Origin of the sequence: Erwinia sp. E602 (assembly GCF_018141005.1) — a bacterium.
Lineage (GTDB): Bacteria > Pseudomonadota > Gammaproteobacteria > Enterobacterales > Enterobacteriaceae > Erwinia.
The window spans coordinates 4,197,395-4,214,820 of sequence record NZ_CP046582.1; the positions used below are offsets into that span (position 1 = coordinate 4,197,395).

General features: G+C 55.3%; 18 protein-coding genes. 12 read left to right on the plus strand and 6 right to left on the minus strand.

Annotated features, from left to right (window positions below; translation table 11 throughout):
• Positions 1-113: 113 nt before the first annotated feature.
• Positions 114-1,799 (minus strand): PTS sugar transporter, encoded by a 1,686-nt coding sequence (locus GKQ23_RS20850; RefSeq protein ID WP_212409332.1) that lies wholly within the window; start codon positions 1,797-1,799, stop codon positions 114-116.
• Between the two features lie 330 nt (positions 1,800-2,129).
• Positions 2,130-3,824: a chloride channel protein gene (locus GKQ23_RS20855; protein ID WP_212409333.1), complete on the minus strand. Its 1,695-nt coding sequence runs from the start codon at positions 3,822-3,824 to the stop codon at positions 2,130-2,132.
• A 357-nt stretch (positions 3,825-4,181) separates the two neighbouring features.
• Between GKQ23_RS20855 and GKQ23_RS20860 the strand changes: the two genes are divergently transcribed.
• From GKQ23_RS20860 to GKQ23_RS24105, 11 genes are all read left to right on the plus strand, one after another.
• On the plus strand, positions 4,182-5,147 hold the full coding sequence (locus GKQ23_RS20860; RefSeq protein ID WP_056235571.1) for a TerC family protein: 966 nt from the start codon (positions 4,182-4,184) through the stop codon (positions 5,145-5,147).
• Positions 5,148-5,366: 219 nt separating this feature from the next.
• Positions 5,367-6,620: a serine/threonine transporter SstT gene (gene sstT, locus GKQ23_RS20865; RefSeq protein ID WP_056236373.1), complete on the plus strand. Its 1,254-nt coding sequence runs from the start codon at positions 5,367-5,369 to the stop codon at positions 6,618-6,620.
• Between the two features lie 561 nt (positions 6,621-7,181).
• Positions 7,182-7,856 (plus strand): DedA family protein, encoded by a 675-nt coding sequence (locus GKQ23_RS20870; protein WP_056235569.1) that lies wholly within the window; start codon positions 7,182-7,184, stop codon positions 7,854-7,856.
• A complete protein-coding gene (gene mzrA / locus GKQ23_RS20875) occupies positions 7,856-8,236 on the plus strand; it encodes an EnvZ/OmpR regulon moderator MzrA (protein WP_212409334.1) in 381 nt (126 codons plus the stop codon). Before GKQ23_RS20870 ends, mzrA begins: the two co-directional genes overlap by 1 nt.
• 154 nt (positions 8,237-8,390) lie before the next feature.
• Positions 8,391-8,762, plus strand: coding sequence for a DUF1090 domain-containing protein (locus GKQ23_RS20880; protein WP_212409335.1), 372 nt, complete (start codon positions 8,391-8,393; stop codon positions 8,760-8,762).
• Positions 8,763-8,806: 44 nt separating this feature from the next.
• Entirely contained in the window at positions 8,807-9,112 is a 306-nt protein-coding gene (locus tag GKQ23_RS20885) for a YqjD family protein (RefSeq protein ID WP_056235560.1), read from the plus strand.
• Position 9,113: 1 nt separating this feature from the next.
• Complete coding sequence (locus tag GKQ23_RS20890; protein WP_056235558.1) at positions 9,114-9,506, plus strand: phage holin family protein; 393 nt, start codon at positions 9,114-9,116, stop codon at positions 9,504-9,506.
• The gene (locus GKQ23_RS20895) at positions 9,506-9,790 is read left to right on the plus strand and encodes a YqjK-like family protein (RefSeq protein ID WP_056235555.1); all 285 of its coding nucleotides are present in this window, start codon (positions 9,506-9,508) and stop codon (positions 9,788-9,790) included. The genes GKQ23_RS20890 and GKQ23_RS20895 overlap by 1 nt, the downstream gene beginning before the upstream one ends.
• Positions 9,791-9,997: 207 nt before the next feature.
• Positions 9,998-10,390: a DoxX family protein gene (locus GKQ23_RS20900; protein ID WP_056235552.1), complete on the plus strand. Its 393-nt coding sequence runs from the start codon at positions 9,998-10,000 to the stop codon at positions 10,388-10,390.
• 123 nt (positions 10,391-10,513) lie between these two features.
• Complete coding sequence (locus GKQ23_RS20905; RefSeq protein ID WP_212409336.1) at positions 10,514-11,500, plus strand: glutathione S-transferase family protein; 987 nt, start codon at positions 10,514-10,516, stop codon at positions 11,498-11,500.
• A 136-nt stretch (positions 11,501-11,636) separates the two neighbouring features.
• Complete coding sequence (locus GKQ23_RS24105; RefSeq protein ID WP_256442822.1) at positions 11,637-11,768, plus strand: hypothetical protein; 132 nt, start codon at positions 11,637-11,639, stop codon at positions 11,766-11,768.
• 21 nt (positions 11,769-11,789) lie between these two features.
• Here the strand turns inward: GKQ23_RS24105 and GKQ23_RS20910 are convergent, their stop codons facing one another.
• A complete protein-coding gene (locus tag GKQ23_RS20910; RefSeq protein WP_212409337.1) occupies positions 11,790-12,692 on the minus strand; it encodes a LysR family transcriptional regulator in 903 nt (300 codons plus the stop codon).
• Positions 12,693-12,827: 135 nt separating this feature from the next.
• Between GKQ23_RS20910 and GKQ23_RS20915 the strand changes: the two genes are divergently transcribed.
• Complete coding sequence (locus GKQ23_RS20915) at positions 12,828-13,532, plus strand: pirin family protein (protein WP_056235545.1); 705 nt, start codon at positions 12,828-12,830, stop codon at positions 13,530-13,532.
• Between the two features lie 25 nt (positions 13,533-13,557).
• On the opposite strand, the gene GKQ23_RS20920 is transcribed toward GKQ23_RS20915, so the two are convergent.
• The 3 genes from GKQ23_RS20920 to GKQ23_RS20930 form a co-directional block, all read right to left on the minus strand.
• On the minus strand, positions 13,558-13,770 hold the full coding sequence (locus tag GKQ23_RS20920) for a hypothetical protein (protein WP_056235542.1): 213 nt from the start codon (positions 13,768-13,770) through the stop codon (positions 13,558-13,560).
• A gap of 46 nt (positions 13,771-13,816) precedes the next feature.
• On the minus strand, positions 13,817-14,017 hold the full coding sequence (locus GKQ23_RS20925; protein ID WP_212409338.1) for a hypothetical protein: 201 nt from the start codon (positions 14,015-14,017) through the stop codon (positions 13,817-13,819).
• A gap of 657 nt (positions 14,018-14,674) precedes the next feature.
• Positions 14,675-16,855, minus strand: a complete 2,181-nt coding sequence (locus GKQ23_RS20930; RefSeq protein ID WP_212409339.1) for an AAA family ATPase — start codon at positions 16,853-16,855, stop codon at positions 14,675-14,677.
• Positions 16,856-17,426 lie beyond the last annotated feature (571 nt).

Sequence of the window (17,426 nt, forward strand, 5' to 3'; positions counted from 1 at the left end):
CCGCCGCCCGCCGCCAGCCTGCGATGACGGACGCGACGCCGCTGCACGCATCCGGCCATCCGGCGGCGCAACGTCTCACCGCCGAATAACCATCAGTTAAGCACCGTCAGCCTTCAGGCAGCCGGTGCCCCGGCCTCTTTCTTCGCCACCGCCTTAAAGCGGTTCGCCACCAGCGTGCTGATGCAGGTCAGCACCATCACCAGCGTCATCACCATCGCCATATACAGCGCGTTATTCGAGACGAACGGTGAGGCGAAGGCCGGTACGTAGGCCACCCCCTTGACGTTAAAGTAACCCAGCAGCATGCCCCCCAGCCCCGACCAGAGGATCGCCGAGCAGAACACCACCTTGTTGGCGAACATAAACGGATAGGCGGACTCGACGAAGGTGCCAAAGCCGAGGTTAATCATCAGGCCCGGCGTGGCGACCGCCGCCTCGCTGCGCTCGCGCGGGGCGATGACGTTCGCCAGGTTGATGCCGGCGGCGACCATCACCAGCCCGACCATATCCACCGCACCGAGGAAGCTGACGCCGGATTTTTCCATCTCCAGCAGCACCAGCGGCAGGATCACCGCGTGGTAGACGCCCGCCAGTATGGCCGGCCAGATCACTAGCCCGGCAATCAGCCCGGCCAGCAGCGGGCTGAACGCCAGGGTTTCCGCAATCGCCAGCTTGATTGCGTCACCGGCGATCAGCGCCAGCGGGCTGAGCAGATAGTGCATAATCAGCCCGGCCGCCAGCCCGGAGATCCCCCCGGCGACGATATTGACGGTGGTCATCGGGAAGCGCCAGTTCAGGCACAGTTCAAACAGGTAACGCACAAAGATCCCCGCCAGCACCCCGCCAAGAATGCCGCCGAGAATACCGCCTTCGACCGACAGCACCCCGGCAATAACGCCGGAGACGATCGAGACTTCATCCAGTTCAGAGATCTGTTTCGCCGCCAGCACCGCCACCAGCACCGGCAGGCCTTTCAGCAGGATTTCAAAAATGTCGTTGAGCTTTTCCAGCCCCGGAATATGGCTGGCGGCCAGCACCAGCGCCATGGCGATAAAGCCCGGCAGCGCGGGCAGCATAATGCCGCGGATGTTAAAGCGCTTTAGCAGGCTTTTACCGGAGGCGCTGCTGCCGGAGGGGCTGCCGCCGAGGTCGGGGCGGTATTTAATACCCCAGTGCTTTGCCAGGCAGGCCACAAACGACACCGCGCGGGTGCGGCTGGTGGTGCCGATGGTGCCGGAGACGGCAACCACGTTGGCGTTGGCCGCCGCGATCAGCGCCATCGAGGTGCCGCCGGTGCCGACGATCGGCAGCCGGGTTTCTGCCGCGGCCTGCAGGGCTTCCCGGTTGGCTCCCTGGGGGTCGGCGCTCATCACCATCAGGCCGTCGATCTGCCCGTCACGGATCTGCTGCGCGATCGCCGCGTCCGTTGCCGCTGCCGCTGCGTTCACGGCTGCCAGCGTGCCGCTGAAGCTGCGCTGCGCTGCGGCCGAATCACGGTAGCCGCGCGCCGATGCGCGGCTGTCACCGTCAGGCAGAGCGGCCTCTCCTGCCGTGACGCTCTGCCCGCTATCCGCTACTGAGGAGAGGTCATGCCCGGCCGGCAGCGTCCACAGCGCGGCGGGCGTGGCGGCTTTCACCCCGTCCATCGAGGCCTCGGCGGCGATAAACTGCACCGCCGCCACGGTCATGCCGGCCGCGGCGCACTGGGCATAGATCTCCGCCAGCAGCTTAGCCGGATCGGCCCCGCCGAGGTTATACAGGTTGCCGCCGCTGCTGCCGATAATGGCTATCTTTTTCATTTTTTCCCCGAAAACACCGCTGAATTAACCCATTTATGCTCATTGTGCCGTGATCCTGACCCCAGGTAAAAAACCGCCAGGCCACAACGCCTGTACGACACACCAGCCGGAAAACCATTTTTGATGATAAATGCCGTGTCTGGCAGGGAAAATGAAACAACCGCCTGACTCCGCGTTCAATTGCAGGATCATGCAGCTAATTAGCCGTCGGCTGGCGTGCTGCGGAAGGTGGATTACAACGGACAGGTCGCGCCGCTGAATGCAGCAACGCCGGTCAGCGCCACGGGCAGCAACGCTTCGGCCGGTGCTGCCTGCGGTACTGGCCGTGCGTCAGATAAAGTCGCGCGCCTTCTGGATCAGGCTGGTTTTGGTCAGCGCGCCGAGGAACGTGCGCTCGGTCGGATTGTTCAGCACCGGCAGGCGCTCCAGCGTCACCTCGGCGAAGGCTTCCCAGCCCTCGCGGATGGTCTGGCTGGCGAACACGGTCGGGAACTGGCTGTCCATCACGCAGCTGACCGGGGAGGTCAGGGTAATCTCCTTATCCAGCACCTTGTGGGAAATATCGTGGATCGATACCACGCCAAGAAACGCCCCGGCGTGGCTGACCACATAGACGAACCGCTCCCGCTTGATCGAACTGACCGCCAGCGCCTTGCCGACCGAGTCCTCCGGGGTCAGCGCCGCGCCGGGAACAATGAACTGCGCGATGATGCCGTTATCAAAGTCGAACTTGGCGTCCGATCGGCTGAAGTGGCGGCCGATAACCGGGTAGGTGCTGCCAGCGTGCAGCTGCCAGGCGATCATTGAGGCCAGCACGCAGGCGATCATCGACGGGAACAGCAGGCTGCTGTTCAGCGTCATCTCCAGCACCATCAGCATCGCCATCAGCGGTGCCTGGCTGACCGCGGCCAGCACCGCGCCCATGCCGATAGCGGCAAAGACTTCGGCGTTGCCTACCGGCAGCCCCAGCGCGGCGGCAACCAGCGCCAGCGCTTCGCCGGCCAGCGCACCGGTCAGCAGCGCCGGGGTGAACAGCCCGCCTACCGCACTGGAGCCGACGGAGACAGCCGTCGCCAGCATTTTTAACAGCAGCAGCATCAGCAGCACCGGCAGCAGGAAGTCGCCGGCCATCACCCGCACGATCACTTCATAGCCGTTGCCGAGGATCTGCGTGCTGCCGATGGCCAGCCCGCCCACCAGCAGGCCGCCCAGCCCGAGCCGCAGCGGCAGGCTGGCAATATGGCTGAAGCCGCGGCGACTGAGGCCGATCAGGCTGAGCAGCGCCCAGCCGAGCAACCCGGCCAGCAACCCGGTGAGCAGCGTCAGGCCGATGCTGCCGGGGGTGAGGTCAAACTGGGCGTGAGAAAACGGGTAGATGGCGGAGCGGTAGCCGAGCGACCACATGGTCAGCACCGCCGCTCCGGCGGAGATAATCAGCGGGATCAGCCGCTGCATCGCCGAGATGCCAAAGGCGATCTCGGCGACAAAAATCGCCGACGCCAGCGGCGCATGGTAGACGGAAGCAAGGCCGGCGGCGGCGGCCATCGCCACCAGGTCGCTGTTCTTCAGCGGCAGCGAACGGAACAGCCAGCGGCCCATCAGGCTGCCGCTCAGCGCCGACAGCTGCACCATCGGCCCCTCACGCCCGAGCGACGCCCCGCTGCTGATGCTGGCCAGCGAGGAGAGGCTGCGAAACAGCGAGGTGCGCGCCGGCACCGCGTCCAGCCGCGCGTTAATCACCTCCAGATAGTCGGTGCGCCGCGTCTCTTTCTGCTCCAGCGCCGTGGCATAATGCAGGAAAAATCCGGCAATCACGCCGCCGATGCCGACGATCAGCGGCCAGCTGTACCACGGCCAGACCTGCATCGCGCGGGTGATATCCTCACCGCCGCCGCGAAAGGCCACGGCGTTAATCAGCGCGATCGCCTCGCGAAAGCCCAGCGTCACCAGCGAGGCGACCAGCCCGACCGGGATCGCCACCAGCAAACTGGTCCAGTTCAGTGCATGTTTACTGCCCGCGCTCATGATGCTCCCTCAGGGGTCAAATCCGCTCTGCGCCTATCCTGAAAGAGCCGGGGCAAAAAATCAAATCACCCGCGCCGCGCCGCGCTGAACCGCCCTGTAAATATTTCTAAATATTGCCGGGCGCAATTGACCTTCCTCCTGCGCTCACCTATCTTCATTTTTAGCAAAGGGGAGTAACTTCATTGCCGGCTAATCGTCACTACGGTGCTCACGCACCCGGTTACCGGGCAACCCAGGCAGATTCTGATCCTGTGTTGTAAGTGAGACCTTGCCGGAAGGCGAGGTCTGCTTACAGCATTAACACCACTGTGGCTGACGTCTTCCGATGTCAGCCATTTGTTTTTACGGGATACGCATATGAATACTGTAGGTACGCCGTTGCTCTGGGGCACCTTTGCCGTGGTGGTGGTAATTATGCTGGCCGTCGACCTGCTGCTGCAGGGCAAACGCGGCGCGCACACCATGACCATGAAACAGGCCGCCGCCTGGTCGCTGGTCTGGGTGACCCTTTCGCTGTTGTTTAACGCCGCCTTCTGGTGGTATCTCACCACCACCGCCGGCCGCGAAGTTGCCGATGCGCAGGCGCTGGCGTTCCTCACCGGTTATCTGATTGAAAAAGCCCTGGCGGTGGATAACGTCTTCGTCTGGCTGATGCTGTTCAGCTACTTTGCGGTACCCGCCGCGCTGCAGCGCCGGGTGCTGATTTACGGCGTGCTGGGCGCGATCGTACTGCGCACCATTATGATCTTCGCCGGCAGCTGGCTGGTGACCCAGTTCAGCTGGCTGCTCTATCTGTTCGGCGCCTTCCTGCTGTTTACCGGGATTAAGATGGCGCTGGCGAAAGAGGATGATAACGCCATCGGCGATAAGCCGCTGGTACGCTGGCTGCGCGGCCACCTGCGGATGACCGATAAGATCGAAGGCGAGAAGTTCTTCGTGCGGCAGAACGGCCTGCTGTACGCCACGCCGCTGCTGCTGGTGCTGATTATGGTCGAGCTGAGCGACGTGATCTTCGCCGTTGACAGTATCCCGGCGATCTTCGCGGTGACCACCGACCCGTTTATCGTGCTGACCTCAAACCTGTTTGCCATCCTTGGCCTGCGCGCGATGTACTTCCTGCTGGCCAACGTGGCCGAGCGCTTCTCAATGCTGAAGTACGGATTGTCGCTGATTCTGGTGTTTATCGGCGTGAAAATGCTGATCGTCGACCTGTTCCATATCCCGATCGCCATCTCGCTGGGCGTGGTGGGCGGTATTCTGGCGCTGACGCTGCTGATTAACGCCTGGGTTAACCACCGCAACGACCGTCAGGCCGGGCGATAAGCCCGCATTAAATGAGGGCCGCAGTTGCGGCCCTTAAACGTTTTAACCGCATATTCTGCGCGGTTTATGCACAAAATTGCCGTTACAGAGGCGAGATATCGCGAATTATCCCTTTCCCTGCACGTACATTTCCTTATACTCCCCTGCGCAAACACCTCATGCTCCCGTCATTGAACTGCCGGGCGGCTGACATTCATTACCACAGTGATTCTAAAAATTATGCCAACTGAAAAACGTGGCGGCGGCCTGATTCAGCGCCTGCTGCAGGGTAGCCTGGTAACTCAGATTATGATTGGCCTGCTGGCGGGTATCGCCCTGGCCTGGTTCTCGAAAAGCAATGCGCTGGCGGTGGGCCTGCTGGGTGAGCTGTTCGTCAGCGCCCTGAAGGCGGTCGCCCCGCTGCTGGTGCTGGTGCTGGTGGTCTCTTCGATCGCTAACCATCAGCAGGGGACGAAAACCAATATTCGCCCGATCGTGATGCTGTATCTGCTCAGCACCTTCTTTGCCGCCATCGTGGCGGTGGTCGCCAGCCATCTGCTGCCGCAGAACCTGACGCTGTCGACGGCCGCGGTGGAGATCACGCCGCCGAGCGGCATTATGGCGGTACTGCACGGCCTGCTGATGAGCATGGTCTCTAACCCGATTGAAGCGCTGATGAAGGCTAACTATATCGGCATCCTGGTGTGGGCGATCGGCCTCGGCTTTGCCTTCCGCCACAGCAGCGCCAGCACCCGCACCTTCCTCAACGACGCGTCCGATGCGGTGACCCGGCTGGTGCGCATCGTGATCCGCTTCGCGCCGATCGGCATTTTTGGCCTGGTGGGTTCGATCCTCGCCTCGACCGGCTTTGACGCACTGTGGGACTACGCCCATCTGCTCGGCCTGCTGCTCGGCTGTATGCTGCTGATGGCGCTGGTGTTCAACCCGATTCTGGTCTGGTGGCAGATCCGCCGCAACCCCTATCCGCTGGTGTTTATGTGCCTGCGTGAAAGCGGCGTAACCGCCTTCTTCACCCGCAGTTCGGCCGCCAATATCCCGGTAAATATGGCGCTGGCGAAGAAGCTGAACCTCGATGAAGACACCTACTCGGTATCGATCCCGATCGGGGCCAATATCAGCATGGCCGGCGCGTCAATCACCATCACCGTGCTGACGCTGGCCGCGGTTAACACGCTGGGCATCCACGTTGACGTCGGCACCGCGATCCTGCTGAGCCTGGTGGCCTCGATCTGCGCCTGCGGCGCGTCCGGCGTGGCCGGTGGCTCGCTGCTGCTGATCCCGGTGGCCTGTAACATGTTTGGCATTCCGAACGATGTGGCGATGCAGGTGGTCGCGGTCGGCTTTATCATCGGCGTGCTGCAGGACTCCGCAGAGACGGCGCTGAACTCTTCCGCCGATATTCTGTTCTGTGCGGCGGCCTGCCAGGCCGAAGATCGCCGCAACGCTCAGGCGCTGGTACGTTCTCAGCAGTAATCGCACGCCCGGGGCCGCCGCCCGGCGGCCCGCTCTCTGATGCCGGACCTCATCTCCGCCGCCAGACCTGCACGTTTGCCGGTTCCTGCCGCTGAATTTCCTGCCGGCCCACGGGCCGCATCCCCACCCTGCGACCGCTACCCTCCGGACGCTGGCCGGTATAGCGGGCAGCGGCTTTGCCACGGCAGATTCGCCGCTGACTTTGTAAAAAACGGCCCGTTGCGTAGGGTCGACAGTTGCAGCGCGAATAAGTGGCACTTTTCAGCGCCCGGGGTCAGCATTCGTCCAATTATGTCAGCCTGTGTAAAGCTCTTTCACATCCGCTGCGCACAACGGTAAAACATCACCAGACTGGCGTTTCATCCTGTCCAGCTCTGCTTAAATTTGTTACAGTTATTTGCCGTTACTCACCCGCAATGTCCGGGTTAAGTAAGCGGCCCATTGTGCTAAAACACGCGTGTTCAGCCGCCCCTCGGCTGGCAATGGCGCACCCAAAAAAACGATTAATTCAGCGTGCCAGCTTGCCGGAAATCGGGCCCATTATGATGTTCAGGACTGTTGATGGATATTTTTAAAGATTTACTGCACGCGCTCTGGCAGCAGGATTATGTCACCCTGGCCGATCCGTCGCTGGTCTGGACGCTCTACTTCGTGCTGTTTATGATCCTGTTTCTGGAAAACGGTCTGCTGCCGGCCGCCTTTCTGCCCGGAGACAGTCTGCTGATTCTGGTCGGCGTGCTGATTGCCAAGGGCACCATGAGCTTCCCCCTGACGCTGCTTATTTTGACCACCGGAGCCAGCCTCGGCTGCTGGGTGAGCTATATTCAGGGCCGCTGGCTCGGTAACACCCCGCTGGTGCAAAAATGGCTGGCGCATCTGCCCGCCCAGTATCATCAGCGGGCGCATCAGATGTTCCACCGGCATGGCCTGTCGGCCCTGCTGATCGGCCGCTTTATCGCGTTTGTGCGCACGCTGCTGCCGACCATCGCCGGGTTGTCCGGCCTCAGCAACGCCCGTTTTCAGTTCTTTAACTGGATGAGCGGACTGCTTTGGGTGCTGATCCTTACCGTGCTCGGTTTTGCGCTGGGGAAAACGCCGCTGTTTCGCAAGTATGAAGATCAGCTGATGATCTGCCTGATGCTGCTGCCGCTGGTGCTGCTGGTCTGCGGGCTCTTCGGCTCACTGTACGTGCTGTGGCGGAAAAAACAGTCCTCTCCTAAAGCAGGGGGCCAGTGATGCGCTGGCCCTTTTTCCGCGTGTCCGGACGTTCGCTACGGCTGGCACCCTGGCTGCTGCTGGCTGGCATGGCCCTGCTGGGCCTGACGCTGATGCCCGCACTGTTCCGCACCGACAGCTCGCTGCAGATCCGCAGCTCCCGGCCGGGCAGTAGCCCGCCGGATGGCTTTTACGTTTATCAGTCGCTAAGCGCACAGGGCATCCGCATTAAAAGCATCACCCCGGAGCAGAATGCGCTGGTGATCAAATTCGATTCTCAGGAGCAGAGCCTGGCGGCCGAAAAGGTGCTGCGTGAGTTGCTGCCGTTCGGTTTTGCGATTGACCACCCGGAGGCAACCACCACCGCCCGCTGGCTTGGCCGCCTGAACCTGCGGACCTGAATCACCTGGCCGCCCGACTGCGGCGGCTTTTTCTCCCCCACGTTTTGAGCTTTTCTGGTTTTCTGTCTATGCTTTACTGACCACCACTCGCTATTTCCCTGTATCAGTAATCCGATGCCGTTAGCAGGTATCGCTAAAGAAAGGAATCTTATCCATGACTACTCGACCGATCCTCGCTGCCGTTCTGCTTAGCCTCACCTCGCTCACGCAGGCCGCCGGTCTGTGCCAGCAGAAAGAGCAGGCCATCCAGCATGAAATTGATATTGCGCGCCAGCATAATAACCCGCACCGGGTTAGCGGGCTGGAGCGGGCGTTGACCGAAACGCGGGCTAACTGCTCCGATGCCAGCGTGCGGGCTGCACACCAGCAGAAGATTAAGGAACATCAGCAGAAGGTATCCGAACGCGAGCAGGAGCTGAAACAGGAGCGGGCGGAGGGTGGCGATCGGAAGAAGATCGCCAAACGTGAGAAAAAACTGGCTGAGGCTCAACGCGAGCTGAAGGACGTTCAGGCTGCCCCCTATTAAGGCACAGCGCTGGCTAAATACCGATTACTCATCAGGAGTGTTTCATGTCTAAAGATACCACCTCAGAACATCTGCGCGCCGAGCTGAAAAACCTTGCCGATACCCTGGACGAGGTGCTGAGCACCTCCGGCGAAAAATCGAAGGCCGAACTGGACAAGCTGCGCAGCAAGGCGCAAAGCGCGCTGAAAGACACCCGTGCCCGCCTCGGTGAGTCCGGCGACCGTATTGCCCAGAGCACCCGTGAAGCGGCAGAGCGCACCGATGTCTACGTCCGCGACAACCCGTGGACCAGCGTCGGTATCGGTGCCGCCATTGGCGTGGTGCTGGGTGTGCTGCTGACCCGTCGCTGATATGGCAGACCGTCAGCAAAGCCACGGCCCCGGCCAGGGGGTCATTAACGTCGGCCAGCGTATCGTTACTACGCTGGTTGGCATCGTGGAAACCCGCGTGCGGCTGGCGGTGGTTGAGCTGGAAGAGGAGAAAGCCAACCTTATCCAGATGCTGCTGATGATCGGCCTGACCATGCTGTTTACCGCCTTTGGGTTGATGAGCCTGATGGTGCTGATTATCTGGGCGGTCGACGCACAGTACCGGCTGATGGCGATAGCCATTACCACCGGCGTGCTGTTCGCGCTGGCGCTGATTTTCGGCCTGTGGACGCTGGCCAAGTCGCGGCGTTCGACCCTGCTCAGCGCCACCCGGAAGGAGCTGAGCACCGATCGCAAGCTGCTGGAGGATGACTAATGTCCAGCCGTGAACGCCGCGAGCGTAAAGCCGAACTGCTGCGTAAGGTGTATCAACAGCGCCTCGACCTCAGCGCCGGGCGTAAGGCCTGGCTGGAGAGCACCACCCGTTACGATCACGGCTGGCTGGCGCTGCTCAGCGCCAAACGCTATCTGGCGATCGGCAGCGGCGTGCTGGCTATCTGGTCGGTGCGTAACCCGCGCTTTATCACCCGCTGGGCACGGCGTGGACTGGGCGCATGGAGCACCTGGCGCATGGTGCGCAACGTTATTCCCCGCCGCTAATGGCCGGCCGCAAACACCGCGCGGCCGCGCTTTTATCCCCCCTGCAAATTTCCTGAACAACTTCGACGAATTATCTCGCTTACAATGCGTCAGACTCACCAGTAATATCCACCTCAACGACCAGCACTGAAAGCTAAGACAGTGTCAGGCCGGGCTAAATCAGGTCAAACAGACAGTGCGACCCCCCTATTGTTGTTGAGGATTAAAATGAAAAAATTAGAAGATGCAGGTTTCCTGGTCGCACGTATCCTGATGCCAGTTCTGTTCATCGTAGCAGGCTGGGGCAAAATCACCGGCTATGCAGGCACCCAGCAGTATATGGAAGCAATGGGCGTACCGGGCTTCTTCCTGCCGCTGACCATCCTGCTGGAGTTCGGTGGCGGCCTGGCGATTCTGTTCGGTTTCTTCACCCGCACCACCGCGCTGATCACCGCCGTGTTCACCGTGCTGACCGCGCTGCTGTTCCACGCTAACTTTGCGGAAGGCGCTAACTCAATTATGTTTATGAAGAACTTCAGCATTGCCGGTGGTTTCCTGCTGCTGGCCATCACCGGCCCTGGCGCTTACAGCATCGACCGCCTGCTGGGTAAAAAGTGGTAAATTGCCGCGGCCAGGCGGCCAGGCCTTAATCAGGCGGGTGCCATTGCGGCCAGACGGGGTCTACACTTGAAGAAGTCGGGGCGGGGGTTACTCCCTGCCCCTTTTAATTTTTAGGGAGGAAGTATGGGACAGTTAATCGAAGGCGTATGGCACGACACCTGGTACGACACCAAATCGACCGGCGGGCGCTTTAAGCGCTCAGAAGCGATTTTCCGCAACTGGGTAACCGCCGATGGCGAAGCCGGCCCGCACGGTAAAGGCGGTTTTAAGGCTGAAGCCGGTCGTTACCACCTGTACGTCTCCCTCGCCTGTCCGTGGGCGCACCGCACGTTGATTATGCGCCAGCTGAAAGGGCTGGAAGAGACGATCTCCGTTTCGGTGGTGCATCCGCTGATGCTGGAGAACGGCTGGACCTTTGATGAAGATTTCCCGGCCGCTACTGGCGACAGCCTGTATCAGAATGAATATCTCTATCAGCTCTATCTGCACGCCGAGCCGAGCTATACCGGCCGCGTCACCGTGCCGGTGCTGTGGGATAAGCAGCAGCACACCATCGTCAGCAACGAGTCCGCCGACATTATCCGCATGCTGAACAGCGCTTTTGACGGCGTGGGCGCGCGGGCCGGCGATTACTACCCGGACGATCTGCAGGCGCAGATTGATGAGCTGAACGGCTGGATCTACGACACGGTCAACAACGGCGTCTATAAATCCGGATTTGCCACCAGCCAGCCGGCCTACGATGAGGCGGTCACCGCGCTGTTTGCCTCGCTGGAACGTCTGGAGCAGATCCTCGGACAAACCCGTTATCTGACCGGCGATCGCCTGACGGAAGCGGACCTGCGGCTGTGGACCACGCTGGTGCGCTTTGACCCGGTGTACGTAACCCATTTCAAATGCGATCGCCACCGTATCAGTGACTACCTGAACCTGAACGGTTTCCTGCGCGAGATCTACCAGCTGCCGGGCATCGCCGAAACGGTGGATTTAGCGCATATCCGTCATCACTACTACCGCAGCCATAAAACCATTAACCCGAGCGGCGTGATTTCGCTGGGCCCGGCGTTTGACTGGGATGAGCCGCACGGCCGCGACGAGCGCTTTCCTTAATTAGCATCCGGGGCGATCGCCCGCGCCCCGGCACGCTTTTTTGATCTGGCACAACGCTTTGCTCCGCACGGTTACGTACCTTAGTTGAGGTAAACACACCTTATCTCAACCGGCAGACCTGCCACGGAGCTTTGCTATGATCAAAACCCTGTCCGTTTGCGCCGCTGTGATTATGCTGGTCTGGATTGGCTTTGTCGGCCACTACTATTACCAGACCTTCTCTCACTTTAACGACATCGAACACGCCCAGCAGAGTGCTGAGCACTGAAAACCAGCGGGTGCCGGCCGGTTAGCCTGAGCGCTTCGCCAGCAGCTTAGGGATCTCGCGCAGGCACCAGGCCTTGGCTTCCCCCATGCTGTCACGCCGCCAGGCCATGATGATATCCACCTCACGGGTGTACTCCGCGCTGACCACCCGCAGACGCCCCTCGGCAATATCCTGTTCAACCATGCTGTACGGCATGGTGCCGACGCCAAGCCCGGCCAGCAGCGCGCGGCGCTTGTCTTCTACGGTGCTCACCGTCAGACGCTGCTGCTTATCCAGCAGGGTTACCGTCAGTACCGGGCGCTCGCGGGCGGTATCGGCCACCGCAATACCGCGATATTTTACCCGGGTGCTCTCCGCCTGCGGCTCCGGCTCCTGATGGATCGGATGATCGGCGCTGGCGACATAGACGCTCATCAGGGTGTACAGCTTGCGGGTGTTGATCTCCGAGGAGGCGCGAAAATGCATATCCGGTGCGATGACGATATCCGCCCGTCCCTGCTCCAGCCGCTCCCACGCGCCGGCCAGCACTTCGGTCATCAGCGACAGCTGGGTGTTGGCTTTTTCCGCCAGCCTTTCAACCAGCGGGAACAGCAGATCGGTCGCCACCAGCGACTCGGTGGCGATGGTCAGGTGGGTTTCCCAGCCGCGCGCCAGCGCTTCGGCATCGGTGGTCAGCTTATCGGCGGCCTCCAGCAGCACCCGCCCGCGCTCCAGCAGCATACGCCCGACGTTGGTAAATTTAGTGCGGTGGCCGGAACGGTCAAACAGCACCACGTCCAGCTCCTCTTCCAGCTTCTGCATGGTGTAGCTGAGCGCGGAGGGTACCCGGCCCAGCTCATCCGCCGCCGAAGCAAAGCTGCCGCGCCTGTCGATAGCATCCATTACCCGCAACGCTTCCAGCGTCAGAGCACGATCTTTAGCCATAACGATTCTCTGTCAGGAATTTTGAATATGGGCAGCAGATTAACTGGCTTACAATCCGTCGTCCAGAAACTTACCATTACAGGCTATAACCCCCGGGCGAATTCGGGTAATAAACGAGCACGAGGAGGAGAGACGATGATCACCAGCCGGACAGAAAAACAGTGTGGTAAAGCCGATTTTGGCTGGCTGCAGGCGCGTTACACCTTCTCCTTTGGCCACTATTTCGATCCAAAATTACTGGGCTACGCGTCATTGCGCGTGCTGAACCAGGAAGTGCTGGCACCAGGGGCTTCCTTCCAACCGCGCAGCTACCCGCGCGTTGATGTGCTTAACCTGATCCTGCAGGGCGAAGCGGAATACCGCGACAGCGAAGGCAACACGCAGCAGGCGCAGGCGGGCGAAGCGTTGTTACTGGCCACCCAGGCGGGGGTCAGCTACAGCGAACACAATATCAGTAAAGACCGCAGCCTGACGCGGCTGCAGCTGTGGCTGGACGCCTGCCCGGAAAAAGAGAGTGGCGCACTGCAGCGCATAGCCGTTTCCGACCGGCAGCGCTATACGTTACTGGCTTCACCGGACGGCAGCCACGGCAGCCTGCAGCTGCGCCAGCAGGTGTGGGTGCACCATCTGGTGCTGCAGCCCGGCGAGAGCCACACCCTGCCGCTGCACGGCCAGCGCGCCTATCTGCAGTCGATTCACGGCTCGCTGCAGGCCAGCGGCCACCCCAGTCAGCGCGAGGCGCTGACCTGCGGCGACGGCGCGTTTCTGCATGAAGAGGCCAGCGTGACCTTAACCGCCGAAACGCCGCTGCGTGCGCTGGTGATTGATTTGCCGGTGTAAGCAGACAGGCGACAGCGGTGTCGCCTCAGGAGTGGGTAAGATTTTTTGCAGCCTGAAAAATGACAGCAAGAACCTCCTCACGAGAAGCCGTGATCGGTTTCCCCGGCGGGGTGAGCCGATCAATCTCATCAGAGGTGAAGACTCTTTCTGTCAGCTCGCCGTTGAGCCTGAGCATGCGAGCATGCACCCTGTAAGGTTTAGCAGACATTGTTTCCTCTGTACGAATCTGCGATGCCATATAACCTCCTGTTATGATTACGCTCCGATTGTTGCTCGTTTTTCAGTCAGTCACAATGCTTATCTGTGCCCTGCTGCAACCAGCGAAAAAGCGCATCCGCTTCGCGATACAGAATGAGCTTATTCCCTGAAATATCTTTGAATCCGTGTTGATCAATGTAGTAACTCGCCACCTGCTCGTTAATCGGCGAGATCAAACGCAGGCCGCTGCAATCGGTCTCCGCCATAAACAAAGTGGCAACCAGCATAACAAAACTAAAATAATGGCGAAAAAAGAACCAATTTTTTTAACAAAATAATTTGCCATGGTCTACCTACATCAACTGGCGTAGGAACTCTGATATCTCATCCCCCTAAAACCGGTAGACTCAATACCCTGACATTGAGTGCGCCAATCACTCATGGACTGATGAGATTGGCCAGTATTCATTCCCACCGTCTACCTTGTCGTTTAAACATCATAAATACACTTAAATTACATAACCTTAAATGTTACATGATGATCTAATGATTCATGAAACATAGTAAAGGTATACCCTTTAGACATAGGTTTTTGAGCTATAGATCGTCGGCTGTACAAAAAAATCATTTACATATTGAAATGTGAAATTCAATCATTATAATCCGTTATGTTACCACCTCGGGTGCCTCTTCACCTTACCTGTTACGTGCTTGTACACAGGGTGCAAGGACTAACCAGTGTCCCACTGGGAAGAAAAGGAGAGACATCATGGGTCCGAAAGTCGTCGATGTATGCAAATACAAACGCTTTCGGTTCGGTCGCTGGGAAGATGTGTGCAAACACAAACGCTCATTGCCGAATCGTTAAGTGATACACCCGTCGGTGGTAACCTTTGATATTGTAAGGTCGAGTTCCGTAGTTCCCGACCTCAAAAAAATCAAAGTCACGCTATATCTTTGGTTCCCATCATTGCAATAAAATGCTCTTGATCACCGGTGTCAGTAAATATTCTCTCAAACATTTCCAAGTAAACACTAACTTCAATATGACCTATGGATTGAATATTTTTCCCATCTGAATGTGAATGTCTATTTATAAATCTATAGAATGAGTTATATCGAGGTTCTGCATGAGAATCAGCAAGTGATTTTAAAACCTCTTTAAGCTTGTCTTTCTTACATGAAAAACTGAAATAATATTCAAGAATATTCCTCATCAAGTTTGGCAATATAATCGAATTCACTATTCCATTTTTTGCGTCTTTTAATACTTGCCATAATGATTGATATTCATTAAGAATATCATCCTTTTTCAACTTATAGCATTGACTATAGTTTCCTTTGACTATTCGATTGAAACTCCAGTTTTTTATAACATTTTTTTCAGAGTTGGCTATTATAACTAACTCTTGAAAGAAGAATAGGCTGTGCGTCAAAATGATGAATTTCTTTGCAACATCCTTCAAAATCAGATCATTAAAAATCATTGCGGATATCTCATATATATAATTATGAGAAAGGCTTGAAATTGGATCATCGATAACAATAAACTTGTCTTTGATGATATCATCTTTATTTTTAAGCCCTTTGCATTGCTCTAAAAAATATAAGAATGATATTATCGTTTTTTCACCTTCACTTAATGATTTAAATACACTCTTAGTATTGCTTTGACCTTCACGGTGTAGCCTGTATGTTTCTGATTCATCTTGATGCTTTATTAAAGTGAAACCCATTATGCCAAGAGAAATGAGGCTGTCATTAATATGACTTATTGTTTCTTCGATATTCACAACCTCACTCGATTTTAATCTATTTTCGGATTGTAGTTGCTTGTTTTTATTATTTATGCTTTCAACTTCTTTATCAAGCTTCTCAATCAACTCATCTAACTCATTCGATTGCTCATGATATCGATTAATGGAACTTTCATTCATTAACCTTAAATGGGATAGAAGGTCTTTCCGTAACATTTCACACTCATCATCATAATTATCAATTTTCTTATTATGATATTCAATTTTTTGGTTTAAATCATTTACTTGTTTAATAAAGCCATTAAGTATCTCTTGATCGATATTTAAAAAAATAGACTCTGATGGAGATGATATTTTTCTTTGGATGAGTTTTTCATTCGAATCATAATGATGTTTGATGTCACTGATATTTTTTGACAATAAGTTATTATCAATCAACTCACCTAGATCATTGAAATTCAACAAGTAACTATCTAAACTATCACGCCAAGTTGCATAACGTTTTTTTACAGCGTCTACCTCCAATAAACCTTCTTTGTACGTTTCATCAAAGATATTATTTAATTCTTTCTTGAAATCATTGCTGTTTATTTTCTGTTGGCAAAATGGACACTGATCATCCACTAAAAACTTCACACCAGATCTTACCCAGTCAGAGTTAGAAAGTTTTTCTATAGATTTAGACAACTGACTATTGCTGGTGCTTAGCAAGGGTGTGCTTAAGATATTACTATCTTCGCCAGATAATACCGGAAGTATCAACTTAGGTATGATTGAATACTTTACTTCTTTGAATTTATTTAAATATTTATATCTTTCCTCCAATTCGGAAAACTCATTTTCTTTAATATTATCATGTCCATTAATAGCTTCGAAAAGCCTTTGTTTTCTTGACATCCAGTTTACAAGGTTACTAACCTCCGACTTCCTAATGCTTGCAGTTCTATTCCAAATCTCGTCTATTATTTTAGAACACACAGATTCTTTTAATTCTCTTTTCTCCCGTGCATTATTATTCTTAATATCTATTTTTCTAATATTGCTTGTTATTTCCCTATTGTTATCATCAATTATTTTAGTTATTTCAGCATTTTCATTGTTAAGCGTAAAAACGCCAGGTTGAGTTTGACTATTGTGAAAGGTTTCATCAATATAATCTTGATTAAAAACAAGGAATTGAACATCCTCATCAGGCGTCAACCTACAATTAGCATATTCAGGATTACTAGGATTAAAGAAATATCCAGATATGGTAGATTTACCACTACCATTTAACCCATAGATTAGATTCACCTTAGAACTTAAATCAAATTCAACGTCCACGTCAGGACTGTAACTTCTAACAGATTTAACGAATAATTTTGTCATCTAGCTTTCCTTAGGTTTCAACAAAATTCAAGTGAACATTTCAGGATAATTTTTACTAAAGCAGTGGTGGGAACAGCGAGAATTTAACACTATTAATACAAACACTTCAATGGTATATCCTATATCAAGTATACTTCTTTTCTGCTGCGACTTTCCATCAATTATCATGAGAGGATTATGTATGATTATTTTTGATAATGCATCTATCAAAAGGTACTATCTTGTTTAACTCAATAGCCCGATATGATATACCATGAGACTTTTTTTTAAAACCGGCTAATGAAATTCCAATAAACAGGTCATATCAAACTAAAGAGCAGTTCAATAAATTTTTAAATTTAAGATACTTATATACGCTGCTTATTCACAGTGCCCTGTGAGAAAAATTTTACAGCGCGTTCTGCCTTGTTCCAGTTTTGGATAACTGCAGTATGCCAATATGAACTTGATTTAAGGAAAAAACCGCCCAAGGCGGTAAATAAAAACACCGCGGCAGACTATCAGCAACAATTGGAATCAGATTTCATTCATTAACCTTCAAGCCGATTCAATTAATTAACAACTAACGGGA